At 56.9% G+C, this 20,214-nt stretch carries 16 protein-coding genes; 8 read left to right on the forward strand and 8 right to left on the reverse strand.

Translation table 11 applies throughout. The features are described 5' to 3' along the window. Positions 1–147 precede the first annotated feature (147 nt). Positions 148–1,584, reverse strand: coding sequence for a magnesium transporter (gene mgtE, locus K6L24_RS05470; RefSeq protein ID WP_062744719.1), 1,437 nt, complete (start codon positions 1,582–1,584; stop codon positions 148–150). Positions 1,585–1,708: 124 nt separating this feature from the next. Then, the gene (locus K6L24_RS05475) at positions 1,709–1,891 is read right to left on the reverse strand and encodes a YfgG family protein (RefSeq protein ID WP_062744722.1); all 183 of its coding nucleotides are present in this window, start codon (positions 1,889–1,891) and stop codon (positions 1,709–1,711) included. Between the two features lie 331 nt (positions 1,892–2,222). Here K6L24_RS05475 and K6L24_RS05480 point away from each other — a divergent pair, with 331 nt between their 5' ends. Then, positions 2,223–4,454, forward strand: coding sequence for a sensor domain-containing phosphodiesterase (locus K6L24_RS05480; RefSeq protein WP_240343561.1), 2,232 nt, complete (start codon positions 2,223–2,225; stop codon positions 4,452–4,454). Here the strand turns inward: K6L24_RS05480 and tehB are convergent. From tehB to ppk1, 3 genes are all read right to left on the reverse strand, one after another. Then, positions 4,444–5,049 (reverse strand): tellurite resistance methyltransferase TehB, encoded by a 606-nt coding sequence (gene tehB, locus K6L24_RS05485; protein ID WP_118663473.1) that lies wholly within the window; start codon positions 5,047–5,049, stop codon positions 4,444–4,446. The two genes, K6L24_RS05480 and tehB, sit on opposite strands and share 11 nt — an antisense overlap. A gap of 66 nt (positions 5,050–5,115) precedes the next feature. Continuing rightward, the gene (gene ppx, locus K6L24_RS05490; protein ID WP_062744729.1) at positions 5,116–6,642 is read right to left on the reverse strand and encodes an exopolyphosphatase; all 1,527 of its coding nucleotides are present in this window, start codon (positions 6,640–6,642) and stop codon (positions 5,116–5,118) included. A 5-nt stretch (positions 6,643–6,647) separates the two neighbouring features. Continuing rightward, positions 6,648–8,708, reverse strand: a complete 2,061-nt coding sequence (gene ppk1 / locus K6L24_RS05495) for a polyphosphate kinase 1 (RefSeq protein WP_062744732.1) — start codon at positions 8,706–8,708, stop codon at positions 6,648–6,650. Between the two features lie 143 nt (positions 8,709–8,851). Here ppk1 and K6L24_RS05500 point away from each other — a divergent pair, with 143 nt between their 5' ends. From K6L24_RS05500 to pstB, 3 genes are read left to right on the forward strand one after another with little or no spacing between them, the layout of a single operon-like run. Next, positions 8,852–11,014, forward strand: coding sequence for an ABC transporter permease subunit (locus K6L24_RS05500; RefSeq protein WP_222682033.1), 2,163 nt, complete (start codon positions 8,852–8,854; stop codon positions 11,012–11,014). Further along, a complete protein-coding gene (pstA, locus tag K6L24_RS05505; RefSeq protein ID WP_222682034.1) occupies positions 11,011–12,657 on the forward strand; it encodes a phosphate ABC transporter permease PstA in 1,647 nt (548 codons plus the stop codon). Before K6L24_RS05500 ends, pstA begins: the two co-directional genes overlap by 4 nt. A 14-nt stretch (positions 12,658–12,671) precedes the next feature. Then, on the forward strand, positions 12,672–13,448 hold the full coding sequence (gene pstB / locus K6L24_RS05510) for a phosphate ABC transporter ATP-binding protein PstB (protein WP_118663479.1): 777 nt from the start codon (positions 12,672–12,674) through the stop codon (positions 13,446–13,448). A 5-nt stretch (positions 13,449–13,453) separates the two neighbouring features. Here the strand turns inward: pstB and K6L24_RS05515 are convergent, their stop codons facing one another. Then, positions 13,454–14,131 carry a GntR family transcriptional regulator gene (locus K6L24_RS05515; protein ID WP_373279670.1) on the reverse strand — a complete coding sequence of 226 codons (678 nt, stop codon included), beginning with the start codon at positions 14,129–14,131 and terminating at the stop codon, positions 13,454–13,456. A gap of 114 nt (positions 14,132–14,245) precedes the next feature. Here K6L24_RS05515 and K6L24_RS05520 point away from each other — a divergent pair, with 114 nt between their 5' ends. Genes K6L24_RS05520 through K6L24_RS05535 form a run of 4 tightly spaced genes read left to right on the forward strand, consistent with a single transcriptional unit; the run spans position 14,246 to position 18,257 of the window. Then, on the forward strand, positions 14,246–14,923 hold the full coding sequence (locus K6L24_RS05520) for a DUF2848 domain-containing protein (protein WP_222682035.1): 678 nt from the start codon (positions 14,246–14,248) through the stop codon (positions 14,921–14,923). A 9-nt stretch (positions 14,924–14,932) separates the two neighbouring features. Continuing rightward, entirely contained in the window at positions 14,933–16,297 is a 1,365-nt protein-coding gene (locus K6L24_RS05525) for an amidase (protein ID WP_222682036.1), read from the forward strand. Positions 16,298–16,299: 2 nt separating this feature from the next. Further along, the gene (locus K6L24_RS05530; protein ID WP_118663487.1) at positions 16,300–16,935 is read left to right on the forward strand and encodes a DUF4286 family protein; all 636 of its coding nucleotides are present in this window, start codon (positions 16,300–16,302) and stop codon (positions 16,933–16,935) included. Then, complete coding sequence (locus tag K6L24_RS05535; RefSeq protein WP_084344194.1) at positions 16,932–18,257, forward strand: MFS transporter; 1,326 nt, start codon at positions 16,932–16,934, stop codon at positions 18,255–18,257. The genes K6L24_RS05530 and K6L24_RS05535 overlap by 4 nt, the downstream gene beginning before the upstream one ends. A gap of 43 nt (positions 18,258–18,300) precedes the next feature. On the opposite strand, the gene purN is transcribed toward K6L24_RS05535, so the two are convergent. After that, the gene (gene purN / locus K6L24_RS05540; RefSeq protein WP_062744750.1) at positions 18,301–18,939 is read right to left on the reverse strand and encodes a phosphoribosylglycinamide formyltransferase; all 639 of its coding nucleotides are present in this window, start codon (positions 18,937–18,939) and stop codon (positions 18,301–18,303) included. Beyond that, complete coding sequence (purM, locus tag K6L24_RS05545; RefSeq protein WP_062744752.1) at positions 18,936–19,976, reverse strand: phosphoribosylformylglycinamidine cyclo-ligase; 1,041 nt, start codon at positions 19,974–19,976, stop codon at positions 18,936–18,938. The genes purN and purM overlap by 4 nt, the downstream gene beginning before the upstream one ends. Positions 19,977–20,214: the final 238 nt, after the last annotated feature.

Genomic DNA, 20,214 nt, shown 5'->3' on the forward strand with positions numbered 1-20,214 from the left:
AATCCTGAGCCCCGGGAGGGGGGAAATAACGAGAAGGTTTGTTATTTTTTGTTAGATTAGGCGCTGATGAGGGAGTTTTCTGCGTTATGAATCACAATAATAACCATTAATTATCATTTTATAACAATGTGCGTACTTTCTTAACAGTCAGTGGATCAGGAACAGGGTGGCAAGGCCGAGGAAGATAAAAAAGCCACCGGTGTCCGTCAGCGCGGTGATAAGGACGCTGGAACCGACGGCCGGATCGCGTTTTAATTTGGTCATCATAAGCGGTATCAGCACCCCCATCAGCGCAGCCAGCAGCAGATTAAGTACCATCGCCAGCATCATGACACCGCCGAGGGCCGGATTGCCGTACATCGCCCAGGTCACGCCGCCCATGATCCCGCCCCAGAACACGCCATTAATTAAGGCAACGCCCAGTTCACGACCAATCAGGAAGGAAAAGTTGCCCGGCTCGACCTGGTGCAGGGCCAGCGCACGCACGATCATGGTGATAGTCTGATTACCGGTATTGCCGCCGATCCCGGCGACGATAGGCATCAGCGCTGCCAGCGCGACCAGCTGAGAAATGGTTTCCTCAAACATACCAATCACCCGCGAGGCAATAAACGCGGTACAAAGATTGATGGCCAGCCAGGCCCAGCGGGTGCGCACTGATTTGCGTACCGGCGCGAAGACATCCTCTTCCGGGTTAACGCCACCCATTTTACGAATGTTGCTGTCGTTCTCTTCATTCACCAGGTCGATCACATCTTCGATGGTGACACGGCCCATCAGCTTGCCTTTGGCATCGATAACCGCAGCAGAGATCAGGTTGTAACGTTCGAACGCCCCGGCAGCATCTTCGGCTTTATCATCAATCAGGAAGGTGGTGGGTTTGGTATTCATGACGTCTGAAACCTGCTTTTCCGGGGTGTTCAGCAGAATTTCAGTCAGCGGGAGTTCGCCAAGGAGTTTGTTATTTTTGCCGGTAACAAACAGTTTGTCCGTTCCCTCCGGGATGGTTTTTTTACTGCGCAGGAAGCGCTGTACGGTTGCCAGCGTGACATCCGCACGCACCGTCACCATTTTGAAATCCATGATGCGGCCAACCCGGTCCCGGTCGAAATGCATCACATCCAGCACACGGGAGCGCAGTTCCGGATCGAGAGAGGTCAGCAGGCGGCCGGTTAAATCACGGGAAAGGTATTTTGCCAGATAAGCCTGGTCATCAATATCCAGCGGGGCGATGGCGCGCAGCAGGTCGCGATCGCTCATTTCTTCTATCAGGCTTTCCCAAACGTTTTCAGAGGCCTCAACCAGTACACGGCCCCGGCGGTCATTACCAATCAGACGCCACAGTGCCAGGCGCTCATCTTCCGGGAGCGCTTCCAGCAGGTCTGCAATATCGGCCGCATGCAGCAGGGGGAGGGTCCGCTGGATCTCCGCCACCTGCTCACGATGCGCTTCTGCTTCAGCGGCAGACTCACGCAGCGGGCGCTCGTGTAGGGTATCGACAAGATCTTTATCATTCAGCAGCAGATTAAGAATACGGCTACGAATTTCAGCCAACTGCTGAACATGGGAATGCGCTACAGACATACAACATCCTTTTGTCTGGCTAAAAGAGGAAGACGAAACGAGGCTATAGTTTAGCTGATTTCAGGCACAAGCGGGGCGGCAAAAGCTCCGAAAAGCGTCTGTTAACATGCCCGGCGGGCAGTGGCTATTTATCGTTAACGACGGTGACAGGAACCGCAGGCGGATTTTTTTTCTGCTGATGATGCTCAATAGCACCGGGAACGACATAAATCAGGCGTCCTAATAATATAATAAAGCTGACCAGTAAAATAACTCGGGTCATGCGACCTGTTTTTTGACGTTTTCTGAATGACATAGCGCTGTTCACGCAGTTTTTCCTGAAGTATACCCAAAGGGCGGTGGCTAATTTACGCACAAATCAGGTGGGAAGGTCAATGAGAAAAAGGGCCACAGCGGGGAGCAACAGGGCGGGCGAAACGCGCTTTTTATTGTTAAATGAAGCATTAACTCAATCGGCTGTCTATCAACGCAATTACAGCAAAATTGACTTAAATCAATTTATTGTGAGATTTAACCTCTACTATAGCGCAAGATTTAACAAAGCCTTCTAATTGATAAGCAATGAATAATAGCTGATCATCTAAGAATAAAACCTGCAAATTCATTTTAGACTACATAATAACTCAATGAAAAAATCGGTGTTGCTGACAAAATTTACCCATTGCTGGTGGGGGCTGCCATTTCTGCTGGCGTTGCTCCTGATGCCACTGGCTGCCACGCTTTCGGTACGGCTATGGTTACCTGACGGCTATGTGTACCTGATCTACCTGCCATTGGCGATGATGATCGCCATGCTGATGGTCTTTGACTGGGCAGCGCTGCCGGGTATTTTTGCCGCGCTATGCTGGCACTATTTTTCCAGCTACACCGCCCCTCAGGCGATAGTCATTATCGCCATTTTTATGGTGACGTTAACGCTATGTTGGGGAGGATATCGCAGCCAGACAAAAAAACGCTGGGGCATCAGTTTTGGTGATTTAACCCAGGTTGGCCGGCGTCTGTTCTGGCTGGCATTTGCCGTGCCCACGCTGTTTACGCTGTTTATCCAGGCCATGATGCCCTTAGGTATTCTGCCTGAGATCAATTCTATTTTTGTACGTAACTCATTTTCACTGCAAACCCTGCTGAATTATCAGTCAACGCTATTGTCTTCAATCGCAATGGTGCAGATGTTCTACTTTGTCATCCGCATTGTGCGTAACCCACGTTTTTTTTCTATAGCAAAAGCGCGCTGTAAACAGGAGTTCTCCCCGACGGCAACCTTGCGCGAATGGTTGGCCTGGGTGGTACTGCTCATGATGTCTGTGACCATGCTGACGCAGTTTAAACATACCCCTGATAACCTGCTGACCACTGAGTATGGCATTCCCTTTTTACTGCCGCTGATGCTGTGGAGCGCGTTACGTTTTGGCTATCTGTTTACTTCTGTCTCCTGGGGCGCCCTGCTGGTTGTTCTGTATCAGCTTCACGACCGTTTTATGGATCCTGCCGTTGAACCCCATGATTTGGCGGTCGTATCGGCGAACCTGCTGGTCTTTACACTGACCATTCTGCTCATGTCAGCCATCAGCACCCGGCAGCGTAGGCTGCTGGCGAAAGCCCGGGAGATGGCGCTCACCGATCCGGTGATCGGCCTGCCCAATTTACGTGCATTAGGGCAGGATCTTGCCGTCAGTTCAGGTTCAGCACTGTGCTTCCTGCGTATTCCCGATCTGGATCGCCTGAGCCGTACTTACGGCCTTCAACTGCGTATTCAGTACAAACGCAGTCTGGCTGTTCATCTGCAACCGTGTTTACAACCGGGAGAAGATATCTATCAATTGCCCGGTTTCGATCTTGTCTTGCGGCTTGAAATGGCAGGTCATCAGCCGCGAATTGAACGCCTGGAGGCCCGGCTAAAGGATTATCAACTGAGTTGGGACGGCCTGCCAATCCACCCTGATGTGGGGATCAGCTACTGTACGGTCATCCCGCCCGTACAGTATTTGTATGAACTGCTGGGAGAGATGAGTGCCAGGGCGGAAATATCGCTGCAGAGCGGTCATGCGGAAAATATGCAGCAGAAGGCCAATGTCCCTGCACAGCAGCAGATCACCGGAAAACTGGCCATGCTGCATGATATTCAGTGGGCGCTGCAGCATGCCGGTATTCGCCTGCTGGCACAAAAGATACGCGGGGTGCGCGGTGATGACTATTATGAAATTCTGCTGAGAATGGTCAACGAGCAGGGGGAGCAGATCAATCCGCAGAGTTTTTTACCTGTCGTACATGAGTTTGGTCTGACGTGGGACGTTGATAGCATGATGCTGGATCAGGCGCTGGCCTTTATTCAGCGCCACAGCGAGCAGCTTCCCGGTATCAGGCTGGCCGTCAACCTGTTTGCCGCTACGCTGTGTCGTCCGCAGTTTGTTGAGGAAATAGCCTTACGCCTGAAGGTCAATGGTATCGAACCGTGGCAGCTGATTATTGAGGTTGAAGAGTCACCCATGCTGACCGATCACAGTTGGGGTAACCGTTCGATAGCGCAACTCCGCCAGCTGGGATGCCGGGTGGCCATCGACGATTTTGGTACCGGCTACGCCAGCTATTCACGCCTGAAACTGGTGCAGGTTGATATGCTGAAAATTGACGGCAGCTTTGTGCGCAACATGCTGTGCAACAGTCTGGATTATCAGATTATTGAATCAATTTGTGTGGTCGCCCGGCTGAAGCGTATGCAGATTGTTGCAGGCTGCGTGGATTCTGAAGAAAACGCAGAGGCCCTGCGCAAACTGGGCGTCGACTATCTGCAGGGGGACATTATTGGTTCCCCCGTCCCTCTGACCGAGCTGGCTTATGCACAACGACCCCGCAACGGGATCAGGCTTTGATACTGCCTTTCTGAGCAAGCAGCGTAGCAAAACGCAGGGCAATGCGATCACCGTTTTCATCGACCCTGTGCAACTGGCCGACATTTTCGTTGTACTTAACGATATGCCACTTACGGTAGTAGTGGCTCAGTTCACCCGACTGAAAGGCAAAAGGGAAACCCTGATTGCAGGGGTAGTCCGGTGTATCCATCGCGGCGACAATCAGGTTGTACCCATCCCTGACCGTGCTGGCCTGCATATCGGCAATCAGCTGAGGGATCGTTTCCGGCTGAAGGAACATCATCACGACGGTGGACAGAACCAGCTCATAGGCACCGTTAAAACGCAGCGTGTTGAGATCCTGTTCTGCAGTATGAATACCGCTCAGATCCTCTGCCGCAATGATCTGATTCAGCCGTGACAGACTGTCCGGATTTTTGTCCCATGCCGTGACCTCAAAGCCCTTGCTGTTCAGAAACAGTGTATTGCGCCCGCTTCCGCAGCCGACATCCAGCGCTCTTCCTCCGTCAAGGTACCTCAGCGCCTCCACTACCTCAGAGTGTGGCGCGGTGAGGTGATATTTCTCACTAAAATAATGCTCTGTGTATTGTGTCATCGTGGTCAGTTCTCGGGGGCCGATCGTTTGTTTCGATCGGCCCTGTTAGCAGTCATCAGGCGCGGGTTACGGCTCTTCCTGAATGGTTAATTGCCAGCCGGTGACATCCTTCCAGTACGTCTGCTCGCGCTCCAAATCCAGCTGAACCAGATTGTTCTGGCTGAAGTAGTCACGCGGGAAGGTCAGCGTCCAGTTGCCTTCATCGGTTTGCAGTTGAAGGGCCGTCGGTTTGGTCGTGGCCTGACGCTGATTGTTCAGCAGTGCCCCCAGACGCAGTAAAAAGACCAGCGGCAGGAACTGCTTACGTTTGAACAGCGTCAGCCGCGGCATATCTTCCACTTTCACCCCTTTGCGGTGATAGCGTACCAGCGTAGCCAGCAGCGTTTGCTGATCCTGATTAAATCCGGGCAGGTTGGTGTTCTGCAGGATATACGCAGAGTGCCGCTGCATCCCGCTGTGATTAATCGTCAGCCCGACCTCATGCAGCATGGCTGCCCATTTCAGCAGGGCTGCCAGCTGCGGATTCGCCTGTCGGGTGTTCTGGTCGCGCCACTGATCGTAAAGCTCAACGGTGGTTTCCAGTACCCTGCGTGCCTGATCGCTGTCGATAGCATAGTGGTTTGCCAGGCTTTGTGCGGTACGGCTGCGAATATCCTGATGACGGAAACGACCTTCCATCTCGTACAGAACACCTTCGCGCAGCGCGCCGTCAGACAGGCGCAGTTCACGAATGGCCAGGGCATCAAAGACGCCGCACAGGATGGCCAAACCGGGAACAAACACGCCTTTACGCTCATCAGACAGACCGGGCAGGCTCAGGGCGTCAAAGGATTTGTGCCTGATCACCTCGTTAAAGAGCATATCCAGGCGTTCAGGGGTGATCAGTTTATCTTTCTCACCCATCGCCTGTAGCACTTCGCAGGCAGCCTTGATGGTGCCAGAGGCACCAAGGGCAAACTGCCAGCCCATCAGGCGATACTGCCAGGCCAGCGTTTCAAGCTTTTGCACGGCGGCCAGGCGGGCACGATTAAAGTTCTCTTTACTGATGACGCCACCGGGGAAATAGAGGTTAGCGAAGCTTACGCAGCCCATGCGGCGGCTTTCAACCAGTCTGGGTTCAAAATCCTCACCGATGACCAGTTCCGTCGACCCCCCACCGATATCAATGACCAGCTTACGGCCCTTTTCCGGTTGGGTGTGTTCCACCCCCATAAAGATCAGACGAGCCTCTTCATGGCCGGAAATGACTTCAATCGGATAGGGAATAACATCGGCGGCGCGCTGCAGAAAATCTTCCGCGTTGATCGCCTGGCGCAGGGTATGTGTACCGACAATGGTGACATTTGCCGGGCTGAAGCCCTGTAAACGCTCGGCGAACAGCGCCAGGCAGCTCAGCCCCCGTTCGATAGCCTCTTCACTCAGTACATTGTTGTTGTCCAGCCCGTCGGCCAGGTGCACGCGCTGTTTCAGGCGGCCGAGAACCTGCATCGCCCCGTCAACTACGCGGGCAATCACCATGTGAAAACTGTTCGAACCCAGGTCTATGGCAGCGAATTCCTGCGGTTTGGGCGTACTTTTATGGGAAATTGGCATAGTGATTAGTCAGGTTGCTCGAGAGATTTAATGTAATCGTAAATTGCCAGCTGGGCCCGAACCTTGCGACGGTTACCGCGAGGAACATACCGATTGCTTAACTCTTTATCGACGAAACGTGCCTTCAGCGTATCACTTAACAGGATGGCAATAATATCCAGCACGCGCTGTTTCAGAATAGGGTCAAGGATGGATACCGCGACTTCGATACGATAATCAATGTTGCGCGTCATCCAGTCCGCAGACGAGAGGAAGACCTTCTTGTCGCCGGCATTATCAAAAATATAGACCCGATCATGCTCCAGATAGCGATCAATAATACTGATCACGCGTATATTTTCGCTGATCCCTTCCAGATCCGGGATTAGTGAACACATGCCGCGCACCAGCAGGTTAACCTTAACGCCCACGCTGGAGGCGGTATAGAGACGGTCAACCAGGCCTTTATCCACCAGATTGTTAATTTTCAGGGTGATGCCGGCGGAGATCCCCTTCTGGGCATTAGCAATTTCTGCATCAATCAGCTGATACAGCATTTTTCGGGAGTTCTGCGGGGATACCATCAGATGTTCAAAGCTCACCGGACGATACGGATTCTCGATAAAGTTAAATACCCGGCGTACTTCATTAGTAATACGCGCATCTGCGGTGAGCAGCGAATAGTCAGTATAGATACGGGCGGTTTTTTCATTAAAGTTACCGGTACCGATATGCGCATAGCGGGCAATTTCACCGTTTTCACGGCGTGAAATCAGGAACAGCTTGGCATGGATCTTCAGCCCGGGAGCGGAGAAGATAACGTGTACGCCGGCCTCAGTCAGCCGCTTCGCCCAGTGGATATTCGCCTCTTCGTCAAAGCGGGCCTGCAGCTCTACGACGACAGTCACTTTTTTACCGTTATACGCCGCATGGATCATGGCATCAATAATGCGCGAATTCTTGGCCACGCGGTAAATATTGATTTTTATCGCCAGTACCGCCGGATCAAAGGAAGCCTGACGCAGCAGCTCCAGCACGTGCTCAAAGGTGTGATAAGGGTAGTACAGCAGGACGTCACGGTTACGAATCGCGTCAAAACCATTGCGGAACCGATCAAACCAGATGTGGCGCAGCTGCGGCAGTGGTTTATTGACCAGATTGGCCTTACCCACATTCGGGAAGCCAATAAAGTCTTTAAAGTTATGGTAGCGCCCGCCGGGCACAATCGAGTCATAGTTGGAGATATTCAGCTTGTTACGCAGCAGCTCCACCATGGCATCAGGCATATCGCGCTGATAAACAAAGCGCACCGGTTCAGCATTCAGGCGCTGCTTCAGGCTGGAGGACATCAGCTCCAGCAGGCTGGATTCCATCTCGGTGACCAGATCGTATTCCGCATCCCGCGTCATTTTCATCGAATAGGCATTCAGCGCATCGTAATCGAAGAACCCCCGGAAGATATCCCCCAGGCAGTAACGCAGGATGTTATCCAGCAGGATCATCGGTTTTCTGCGGCGCGGCGTCTCCGGCGGCAGGTTAACAAAGCGCGGAACTTTATCGGACGGAATTTCCAGCAGGGCGTAACGAATATCGTCACCGCGAATAATCTCCACGGCCAGATACGTGTAATCGTCTTTCAGGAACTCAATCAGGTCGGTGTCATGATTGATCAGGATCGGCGTGATGTGCTGACGCAGATGATGTTTGAAGTAGTGGCGCAGCCAGCTCTGCTGATTGGGTGACAGCTGGCGTTCATTAATCAGGAAGATCTGATTACGCGCCATCTCCAGCAGCAGGTCGTTGTAAAGACTGTCGAACTCCTGATCGGCCTTCAGTACCCGCGCCTGAATTTTTTTCAACAGATGGCGTGGCGGATTGGGTGAACCCTGTTCTTCACCGATCAAAATACGGCGCTTAAGGTCGGCAAAGCGAACTTTGTAGAACTCCTCCAGGTTGTTGGAGTAGATACCAAGAAAGCGCATACGCTCGATTAGCGGGTTAGTTTTATCTGCCGCTTCCTGCAAAACGCGTTCATTAAAGGATAACCAACTTAACTCTTTCTCTATATACAGCTTTTCCTGACCCATTTTTACTCCGTTGTCTGATTCAGGATGAAGGTATCCATTGTTCTGAAACATTATGGCGAGAGTATGGCAGCATTGTCCAACGCTCGGTGATTGTTGATTGTCTTATTAATCACATACGGGCAACATAGCGGCTTCGACGCACAATGGAAACCCTCTCTGATATGACTGACCGCCCAATCCCGGTCCACGACAACGCCGGGCGCCGCCGCATGATCGATCGGCTGACACGACGCGTGGTAACGGCGTGCGGCATGGCAATCCTGCTGGTCATGATGCTGCTTTTTTTCTGGCTGATCTGGGTGGTGGTGCCGCTTTTTGTCAGCCCGAGCCTGCAGGCAGGGAACGACATCACACTTGGGCAGAGCAGCCCGGCAGTGGCCATGGGCATGGACAAACAGCAGCAGTGGGGCTGGCGTATTGATCAGCAGGGGCGTGGACGCTTTATCCCCCTGAGTGCTGAACCCCCTTCCGCTGCGTTTTCGCTGTTGCGTGAGGCCGGTGAGGTGCGTGCCAGCGCCAGCGCCGATAATGGCAGCGTAATGCTGTTGTCCGACGGCGGCGCCATGGTGCTGGTGCAGCCCGATTTTCCGTCAGGCGAGGAGCCGCGCTGGAAGTTTCCTCTGGGCGATGTGCCGCTGGCTACCGGTGAGGACGGCGTGCGCCATTTCAGCCTGGCGCAGAGTGGCGAAAATCGCTGGCAGGTGGCGCTGGCCTCGGCAGATACCATTACTCTGTGGCAGCTACAGGCGCAGCAGCCCGCACAAAACTACCGGCTGAACGTGTCGGGCGTTGACCATCTTCTGCTTTCTCCCGACGGACATCTTTTATTTGCGCTTTCCGGGGCGCAGCTGCGTGTCTGGCGGCTGGGCAACGGTGAACCCCGACTGCGTGACTCCCTGATGCTGGCCGACGTGCCCAAAAGCATGGCGTTGCTGAGCGGGGGGAATTCGCTGCTGATCGCAGACCGTCACGGGATCTCACAATGGTTTGATATCGCCAGCGCCAGCGGCCCGCACCTGCGTCAGATTCACCCGTTCGCCGGGGCTGCCTGGCAGCCGCTGCTGTTTACCGAACCTCACCGCCGCGTCTTTGCCACGCTGAGCCCGCAGGGCGAACTGAATCTGTACGCCAGCAAGCAGGACGGCGCTATTCTCCGCCAGCAGATTGCGCCAGGGGCTGAACGGGCCCAGTTCTCTCCGGAAGGGGATGGACTACTGGTTGAGCGTGCCGGACGCTGGCAGCATTATCATCTGACCAATCCCTGGCCGGATCTCAGCTGGCGTAATCTGTGGCACAAAGTCTGGTATGAAAACTACCCGGAACCGGACTATGTCTGGCAGTCGACCTCGGCTAATGATTATTACCAGGGGAAATTCAGCCTGGTGCCGATGGTGGTGGGGACCCTGAAGGCCGCCGGTCTGGCCATGCTGTTTGCTACCCCGCTGGCCCTGGCGGCGGCGATGTATACAGCCTGGTTTATGGCACCGGCACTCCGTCGCTGGGTGAAGCCAGCAATTGAAATGATGGGCGCACTGCCAAGTGTGGTGATTGGCCTGATTGCCGGCCTGTGGCTGGCCCCAAAAATTGCCGACCGCCTGCTCGGGGTTCTCCTGTTACCCCTGCTGCTGGCCGCCGTGCTGTTACTGTGTGGCTGGCTGATGCAAAAACTGCCGTCCCGCTGGCGACAGCGCTGGCTTGCCGAAGGGCGTGAGGTCGTACTGCTGCTGCCCGTACTGCTGCTGACGGCAATCTTTTCCCTGTGGGTGATCCCGCTGGCCGAGCAGACGCTATGGGGTGAGGGGCTGGCTGAACGTCTCAGCGCCGACTATCAGCAGCGTAACCTGCTGGTGGCAGGCGTGGCGATGGGCTTCGCGCTGGTGCCCCTGATTTTCACCCTGGCAGAAGATGCCATCTTCAGTGTCCCGGCGTCACTGGGACAGGGATCCCTTGCGCTGGGGGCAACGCCATGGCAGACCCTGACGCGGGTGGTATTGCCCGGGGCCTCCTCCGGGATCTTTGCCGCGATGATGATCGGTTTTGGCCGGGCGATAGGGGAAACGATGATCGTACTGATGGCGACCGGGAACACGCCGGTCACCGATGGCGGCCTGTTTGAAGGCCTGCGTTCGCTGGCCGCCAATGTGGCGGTCGAAATGCCGGAGGCTGCCGCAGGCAGCGCGCACTATCGCGTACTGTTCTTATCCGCACTGGTGCTGCTGGTGTTTACGCTGGTAGTGAATACCCTGGCCGAAATGGTGCGGCAACGGCTGCGACAGCGTTACAGCCAGCAGGAGATGCCGGGATGAATGCAGAACGCAATAATCATCGCTGGCGCTGGCTGACGGGCGGGGCCGTTGCGGTCAGCCTGCTGGCTTTTTTCCTGCTTATTGCGCTGCTGGCCTGGCAGGGGCTGCGCTATTTCTGGCCGCAGCCGCTGGAACTGTTCACCCTGAATACGCCCGACGGTCAGGTACAGATGCTGGGTGAAGTGACCCAGCAGCAGACCGTGTCACGGCAGCAGCTGATGGCCAGCGGCCAGCATCACGGACAAAACCTGCCGGCCAGCGTCACGCGGTATCTGATAAAAACGGGTAACCGTGATATTAGCGGCCAGGATTTTCGCACGCTGCTTTCCAGCGATATTGTGTCGCGGGAAATACCGCCTCAGGCGATTGTTTTACAACGGCGGACCGGCGGCAATGCCTACGGCTGGTTTGATGGTCTGCGTGAAGATCGTCATCCGCTGACGGCACAGGATCTCGGTCAGACACTGCAGCAGCGGCTGATCCAGACGCGCCAGCGTATTGACGAGGCGGAAACGCTGCGGCGTAAAAATATGGCCCGGCTGAATGCCCAGCTGGAAGCGCTGGAACAGCAGCGGCAGCATCAGCGCAATGAACAGACCTTTACCCCGGAGGCCCAGTCGGTCTATCTGGCGGATCGTACCGAACTGCAGCGCCAGTTTGCCCGCCAGGCCGCCAGGCTGGCCACACTACACCGGGACAGTGACAGCACCGTGCTGCTGCTGCGGGATGCCAGCGGCGTTCAGCATCAGATATCGCTGGCGCAGATTGTGGCTGCCTGGCAGCCCAATGCGATGACCACCGGAATGAAGTGGCGTCATTTTGGCAGCCAGCTGTGGCACTTTGTCAGTGATTCATCCGGTGGCAGTCAGGGAGAGGGCGGGGTATTCCCGGCGATCTTTGGTACGGTGCTGATGGTGTTACTGATGTCGATCGTGGTGATGCCGCTGGGGGTGATTGCCGCCATCTGGCTGCATGAATACGCCGGGCGCAACCTGCTGACCCGACTGGTGCGGATTGCCGTGGTCAATCTGGCGGGAGTGCCATCGATTGTTTACGGCGTCTTTGGCCTGGGGTTCTTTGTCTGGTTTATGGGGGGCAGCCTTGACCGTCTGCTGTTCGCCAGTACGCTGCCCAATCCGACCTTTGGCACGCCGGGACTGCTGTGGGCATCGCTCACGCTGGCGCTGCTGACGCTGCCGGTGGTGATCGTGGCCACTGAAGAAGGGCTGTCACGCATCCCGGCAACCTTACGTCAGGGCTCGCTGGCACTGGGGGCCACGCAGGCCGAAACGCTGTGGCACGTGGTCCTGCCACAGGCGATGCCGGCAATGTTAACCGGCCTGATCCTCGCCGTTGCCCGCGCGGCCGGAGAAACGGCACCGCTGATGCTGGTGGGCGTGGTGAAAATGGTACCGGAGCTGCCCATTGATTCGTTGTTCCCCTATTTGCACCTCGATCGTAAATTTATGCATCTTGGTTTTCAGATTTACGATCTGGCGTTCCAGAGCCCTAATGCCGAAGCCGATCGCCCGCTGGTCTTTGCCACCGCGCTGCTGCTGGTGCTGCTGATCCTGGGGTTGAATCTGATGGCCATGATCCTTCGCCATCGTCTGCGCGAACGCTATCGTGCCCTGATGCATTAACACGGAATTCCGTTATGACTGTGAACTTTGATGATAACGATACCGCGCTGGAGCTGGATAATCTCTGCCTGTGGTACGGCGACAAACCGGCGCTCAACGCTATCAGCCTGCGGGTGCCGAAAAATCGGATTACAGCGCTGATCGGGCCGTCCGGCTGCGGGAAATCGACGCTGTTACGCTGCTTTAACCGCATGAATGATTTGATTGATGGCTGCCGCATTACCGGCGACATTCGCCTGCAGCAGCAGTCGATCCTCGGCCCGGATCGGGATCTCTCTGCGCTGCGTCGCCGCGTGGGTATGGTGTTTCAGCGGCCGAACCCGTTTCCCAAAACGATCTACGATAATGTCGTCTACGGTCTGAGGCTGATGGGCGTGCGCGACCGGCGCGTGCTGGATGAAGCGGTTGAGCGGGCGCTGCGCGCTGCGGCGCTATGGCCAGAGGTGAAAGATAACCTCTGGCAGAACGCACTGACGCTGTCGAGCGGGCAGCAGCAGCGTCTGGTGATTGCCAGGGCGATCGCCATAGAACCCGAAATCCTGCTGCTGGACGAACCGACGTCGGCGCTGGATCCCATTTCAACGCTGGTGATCGAAGAGCTGATGACCTCGCTGAAACAGCATTTCACCCTGATTCTGGTGACTCACAACATGCAGCAGGCGGCGCGTGTGTCGGACTATACCGCCTTTATGCATCAGGGAAGCGTGGTGGAGTTTGGCCCCACCGATGCCCTGTTTACTTCACCGCGCCAGCGCCGAACCGAAGATTACATTACCGGCCGCTATGGCTGACGCCGTCAGCCGGCTCGGCCTGCCAGCAGAGCACGTTTGAACGAGAGTATATGGTGCTCTGTCGCCCTTACAGCCGCGCTGAGATCCCCGGCCGCCAGCGCATCAATAATCGCGTTGTGCTCGGCAATCACCTCTTCCATATGCCCGGCATCCGAAAGCGTTGTCGCCCAGAAACGCTGGGCCTGAGCGTGAATGATATTCAGAATATCCATCAGACGACGGTTGGCGGCAATCGCCGCCAGCAGATGGTGAAACTGATTATCGCAAGCCATCATCGTTAGCGGATCGCGCTGTCGGCTGGCCTCAGCAAGACGGGCATTGATCTCGCGCAGCTGCCCGACCTGAGCGGCAGAGATACGCGCTGCAGCCAGGCGGACACAGAGCTGCTCATTCACCAGACGTACCTCAATCAACTCCAGCGCATCGTCGACAGACAGCGGTGCGACCATCACCCCCTTACGCGGTAAGATCTGCAACAGACCCTCTGCCGCAAGACGGTGCACCGCCTGATTCACCGGCGTGCGTCCGACCTCAAGATCCGCCATCACCTGCGCCATGTTCAGATAATCCCCCGGTTTATATTCCAGAGTGATCAGTGCCTGACGAAAACGGAGATAAGCCAGTTCATTCAGTGAGATAGCCCGATCTCCTGTCGGGATCTGTACCGTGTCGCTCATCAGCATTCCTTTCTTCATTTTGACCTTGCCCACATTTTACACACATTCCGGCATAACAATTGCAATTTCTAAATTATAGTGAAATTTCACAGGTATTTTAGTTAATCAACAGGAGCGGTTATGTTGCAATTTTCACTGAGTTCGGCGGCAGAAAATCAGGTAAATATAATTATTAATCAACTGGTTATAGCTGGCTGGGCCGGAAGGGACAGGCAGGCCGTGCTGGCACACATCCGTGAGCTGGAGGCGCTGGGGGTGCCCGCACCGGGTGCAGTGCCGCTCTTTTATCGTGCCAGCGCGACGCTGCTGACCCAGCAGAACCATATCGAGGTGCTGGGTGAACAGAGCTCCGGAGAGGCGGAACCCTTCCTCTTTCGCTGGCAGGGGGAAAACTGGCTGACGCTCTCCTCCGATCATACCGATCGCCAGCTTGAAACCCACAGCGTGGCGCTGGCCAAACAGGTCTGCGCCAAGCCGCTGGCCCGCGATGCCTGGCGACTGAGTGAGGTGGCTGACGACTGGGACAGACTGCTGCTGCAGTCGTGGGTCAACGAGGGGGCCGACTGGACGCTTTACCAGCAGGGGTATCTGGCAGAACTGCGCACGCCGGACGATCTGCTCACCCGCTACGCCGGGGGAAGGGAGCTGCCAGAGGGGCTGGGCATGAGCTGCGGCACGCTGAGTGCGCTCGGCGGGATACGCCCCGCACGCCAGTTTCGCATGGCGCTGGTGGATGAAAAACGTGGGCGCAGCATTGAACATCAGTATCAGATCCAGACGCTGCCACTGGTGGCCTGAGGAGGCGGGATGACGATGACCTTAAAACAGGCGGCAGACGCACTGGTCGCAGGGCAGGTCAGCGCCCGTTCGCTGACGGAGCAGGCGCTGACAGCGGCACAAGACCCGCAGGGAGAAGGTGCCCGCGTCTTTCTCCGGCTGTGGCCGGAGCCGGCGCGGCAGGCCGCCATTCAGGCTGATGAACGCCGCCGTCAGGGGCAGTCACGTGGACCGCTGGATGGCCTTCCTGTCAGCGTCAAGGCGCTGTTCGATGTGGTGGGAGAGAGCACCAGCGGCGGCTCGCGCTGTCTGGCAGAGACGGTGCCCGCGCCGCAGGATGCCGCCGTGGTTGCGCGCCTGCGCCAGGCCGGAGCGGTGCTTATCGGCAGCACCAATATGACTGAGTTTGCCTATTCCGGCCTGGGCATTAATCCCCATTACGGCACCCCGGCGAACCGCTGGCAGCGTGAGTGCAGGCGGATCCCGGGCGGGTCATCCTCCGGTGCGGCGGTTGCCGTCAGTGACGGCATGTGCCTCGGCTCACTCGGCAGTGATACCGGTGGTTCGGTGCGCATCCCCGCCGCACTTTGCGGACTGACCGGCTTTAAACCGACGGCCCGCCGCATCAGCATGCAGGGCCTGATGCCGCTGTCGCCCTCGCTGGATTCCGTCGGGGTTATCGCCCATGACGTGGCCAGTTGTGCCTTGCTGGACGGCGTGGTGGCGGAGCGGCCCCTGGTGCTGGCCATGCCCGACCTGAACCGGTTGCGGCTGGCTGTGCCGCAAACCCTGGTGCTGGAAGGGTTAACAACGGAGGTGGCACAGGCCTTTTTCAACGCCGTTGAGCGGTTGAGATCCCTGGGCATTCGCATTGACACGTTACCGCTCACGCCGTTTGCAGAACTGGCGCAGATCAATGCCGCCGGAGGACTGACCGCCTGTGAAGCCTGGCAGTGGCATCAGACGCTGATGCGGGAAGAGGCCAGTCGCTACGATCCGCGCGTTCTGTCACGTATTCACCGTGGTGCGGCCATTTCCGCAGAGGATGCTGCGCTGCTGCACCGGCAGCGTGAAGGGTGGCAGCGGCGTGTGGGCGCGGAAATGGCCGGTTATGACGCGCTGCTGATGCCGACCGTACCGATGACCGCCCCGACAGTGGCGGAGCTGGAACAGGATGAAGCGCGCTATTTTGCGGTTAACGCTGCGCTGCTGCGAAATCCGTCGATGGTTAATTTTCTTGACGGCTGTGCCGTCTCATTACCCTGCCATCCGGCAGGAACTGCGCCGGTTGGCCTGATGCTGGCAGCGTTGCCGGATCGGGATACGGCGCTGATGTGCTGCGCGCTGGCGGTGGAACAGGCGCTGCGCCCCCTTACTCAATCAACAGGAGTCTGAAGATGACATCACACCCTCAGGGAATGCTGTTTGTGGCGACAAATATCGGCGGTGACGATGAGGCTGATTTTAACCTCTGGTACGACAATGAACACGTTGCCGAGCGCGTAGCGATTAGCGGATTTATTAGCGGAACGCGCTACCGTGCCCGGCATGCCGGGCGGTGCTATCTCGGCCTGTATAAAACTCACAGCCTCGACGATTTCACCTGCGCCGACTATCACGCCGCATTCACCCGGCAGACCGCCTGGTCACGGGATAACCTGCAAAAGATGATCGATCCGCTCCGTCGGGTCTGCCGTATTGACGCGCGGACCGGTGCGGGCAGCGGTGCGCATCTGGCGGTACTGACGTGTCAGCAGTCCGTAGCCGTCGGCGACGTATTGCAGGTCGGTGAGATGCTCTCTGCGCTGCCGGGCTTTGTCACCTGCGCGCTGTTAAGTCCGGATGACGCCCTGAGCACGCCGTTACCTAAAGAGGAGCGCCTGCCCGGACGCCTGCAGCAGATGGTGCTGATTGAAGCCAGCAGCGAGGCAGCGGTCGACGAGCTGGCCCGGCGGGCGTCGGCAGTACTGCACGGTACGGCGGAGTTTTACCAGTTAAGCTGGCAGTTAACCTCTCAGGAGATGACATCATGAGCCTGTCTGAACTGCCACAACGGCAGGACGTTATCCCGGAAAGGGATGCGACTTCCTCCGCTAAAACCGGCCGGCTGGCGGCGGCCAGTTCCATCGGCACCGCTCTTGAGTGGTACGACTTTACCATTTACAACATCATGGCGGCGCTGGTCTTTAACCATGTCTTTTTCCCCTCCTTTAATCCGCTGGTGGGGACCATCCTTGCTTTTTCGACCTATGCGGTCGGTTATATTTCGCGCCCGTTGGGTGGAATGCTGTTCGGGCATCTGGGGGACGTGCTTGGCCGGCGCTTCGTGCTGGTGACCACGCTGATGATTATGGGCGGAACCTCTGCCCTGATGGGCCTGCTGCCGGGTTATGCGCAGTGGGGGATCCTCAGTCCGATCTTGCTGGTGACGCTGCGTTTCTTCCAGGGAATTGCGCTGGGGGGAGAGTGGGCAGGGGCCGTACTGCTGTCAATGGAGCACGGCCGCCAGGATCGGCGTGGTCTGAACGGCTCCTTTGCCCAGATGGGCCCTTCCTGCGGCACGCTGTGCGGTACGGCGATCATTGCACTGATCAGCCTGTCGGTCAGCCCGGAGCAGTTTCAGCAGTGGGGCTGGCGCATCCCGTTCCTGCTCAGCCTGGCGCTGATGCTGTTCGGTCTGTGGCTGCGCCGTGGCGTGGATGAAACCCCTGTTTTCCGGGCGCTGGCAGAGAAAAAACAGACCAGCCACAGGCCCCTGAAAGAGGTGATGCTGACGCAGCGTAAAGCGCTGCTGATCGCCGGTGGGTCACGCATTGGTTCCGACGTGCTGTACGCGCTGGTCGTGGTCTTTACGCTGACCTACGTCACCACCGTGCTGCAACTGCCACGCCCGCTGGCCCTGGGGGCGACGATGCTGGGTGCAGCGGCTAATGCGCTGGCGGTACCGCTGTGCGGACTGCTGTCCGATCGTTTTGGCCGACGGCCGGTCTATCTGGCAGGTACGCTGCTGGGGATGATTTGGGCCTTTGTGTTCTTTGCCCTGCTGGACAGCGCGCAGCCGTGGGCGATCTGCCTGGCGGTGGTGGTGGGCTTACTGATCCATGCGCTGATGTACGGCCCGCAGGCGGCGTTTGTCACCGAGCAGTTTCCCGGTCGGGTTCGCTATGCAGGGTCGTCCATGGCCTATACGCTGGCAGGTATTCTGGGGGGCGGCTTTGCTCCGCTGATTATCACGACGGTGTTTAGCAAGACGGGGGGAACGCTGTGGGTGTCAGTCTATATTGTGCTGGCGCTGTTGATCACTGCCATTGCGGTCTTCTGTTCCCGCGAGACGGCGAAAAAACCGCTGGCGTAAACGGAGGGGATAAACGGGGCGGAGGCGATCCGCCCGTCATTCTTCAGTCCAGGGCATGTCCGGCAGGGGGCAGCGGCTGGTCATCAAGCCAGGCCACATCGTCGCGCATCGCCAGACGGCCATCCATAAACCAGCCGACCACCAGCGGATAAATGGCATGTTCCTGATGCTGTACGCGGGCGGTGACATCGTCTTCACTGTCATCGCTGAATACCGGCACTTTCGCCTGCAGGATCACCGGGCCACCGTCCAGCTCTTCGGTAACAAAATGCACCGAGGTGCCGTGCTCATCGTCACCGTTCTCAATCGCCTGGCGGTGCGTATGAAGCCCCGGGTATTTGGGTAACAGCGAAGGATGGATATTGAGCATGCGTCCGGCGTAGTGCAGCACAAACGTCGGGCTGAGAATACGCATATACCCGGCCAGCACTACCAGATCGGGAGCATACGCGTCGATCTCCAGCATCAGCTGGCGGTCAAACGCCTCACGGTCGGCAAACTGCGCGGCAGACAGGGCATGGGCGGGAATACCGGCATCGCGTGCGCGCACCAGACCAAAGGCTTCTGCCTTATTGCTGAACACGGCAGCGATGCTGCCGTTAATCCGCCCCTGCTGGCAGGCATCCAGGATTGCCTGTAAATTGCTTCCATTGCCGGAAACCAGCACGACTATGCGCTTCATGCGTTAATAACCACACGCTCGTCAGAGTCAGAGGCTTTGATGACGCCGATTTTCCACGCTTTCTCGCCGGCATCTGTCATCAGTTGTACGGCCCTGTCGGCATCCGCCGGACTGAGCGCGATCACCATGCCGACGCCGCAGTTAAAGGTGCGGTACATTTCAAAGCGGCTGACGTTGCCCGCCTGCTGCATCCAGCCGAATACGGCCGGCCATTCCCAGCTTGATTCGGACAGCACGGCCTGAGTGTTATCCGGCAGGACGCGCGGAATATTTTCCCAGAAGCCACCGCCGGTCAGATGGGCAATCGCATGCACATCAACCTGTTCGATCAGGCTGAGAATGTTTTTCACATAGATGCGAGTCGGGGCCAGAAGGTGGTCGGCAAGCGATTTGCCTTCCAGCTGGGTGGTGTCCGGGTCAGTGTGACTGACTTCCAGAATTTTGCGCACCAGCGAGTAGCCGTTAGAGTGCGGGCCGCTTGAGCCCAGGGCGATCAGAACGTCACCATCGGCCACTTTGCTGCCGTCGATAATGTCGGCTTTCTCAACCACGCCGACGCAGAAGCCTGCCACGTCGTAATCGTCACCGTGGTACATACCTGGCATTTCAGCGGTTTCACCGCCCACCAGCGCACAGCCCGACTGCGAACAGCCTTCGGCGATGCCGGTGATCACACTGGCCGCTGTTTCAACGTCCAGCTTGCCGGTAGCATAATAATCAAGGAAAAACAGCGGTTCTGCACCCTGTACCACCAGATCGTTGACGCACATGGCGACCAGATCGATACCGATAGTATCATGGCGTTTCAGGTCCATCGCCAGACGCAGCTTGGTGCCGACGCCGTCAGTGCCGGAAACCAGAATCGGCTCACGGTATTTTTGCGGCAGTGCGCAAAGGGCACCGAAACCGCCCAGTCCACCCATGACTTCAGGGCGGCGGGTCTTTTTCACTACGCCTTTGATACGGTCGACTAAAGCATTACCAGCATCAATATCTACGCCGGCGTCTTTATAGCTGAGAGAGGTTTTGTCGGTCACTGCGGAATCCCCACGCGTTTTGCGGTTGGTGTTGTGGCTGTTTTAAGCGCGGCAATTCTAACAGCGCAGGCAAACGTTTGCGAGTGCCATCTTAAGCGCTATTGCGGATAGTCAGATTTTAGCTAATTCTTAGGGGGCTTGCAGGAGAGATGAAAAGTATTGCACGAAGTCATATGGCGCAGCGGTTAAATGGCGCTATAATCTCGCGATTTTTTTTTGCAGCTTAACACTCCGGGAG

The sequence above is a fragment of the Erwinia persicina genome (assembly GCF_019844095.1).
In the GTDB taxonomy this organism is placed as follows: domain Bacteria; phylum Pseudomonadota; class Gammaproteobacteria; order Enterobacterales; family Enterobacteriaceae; genus Erwinia; species Erwinia persicina.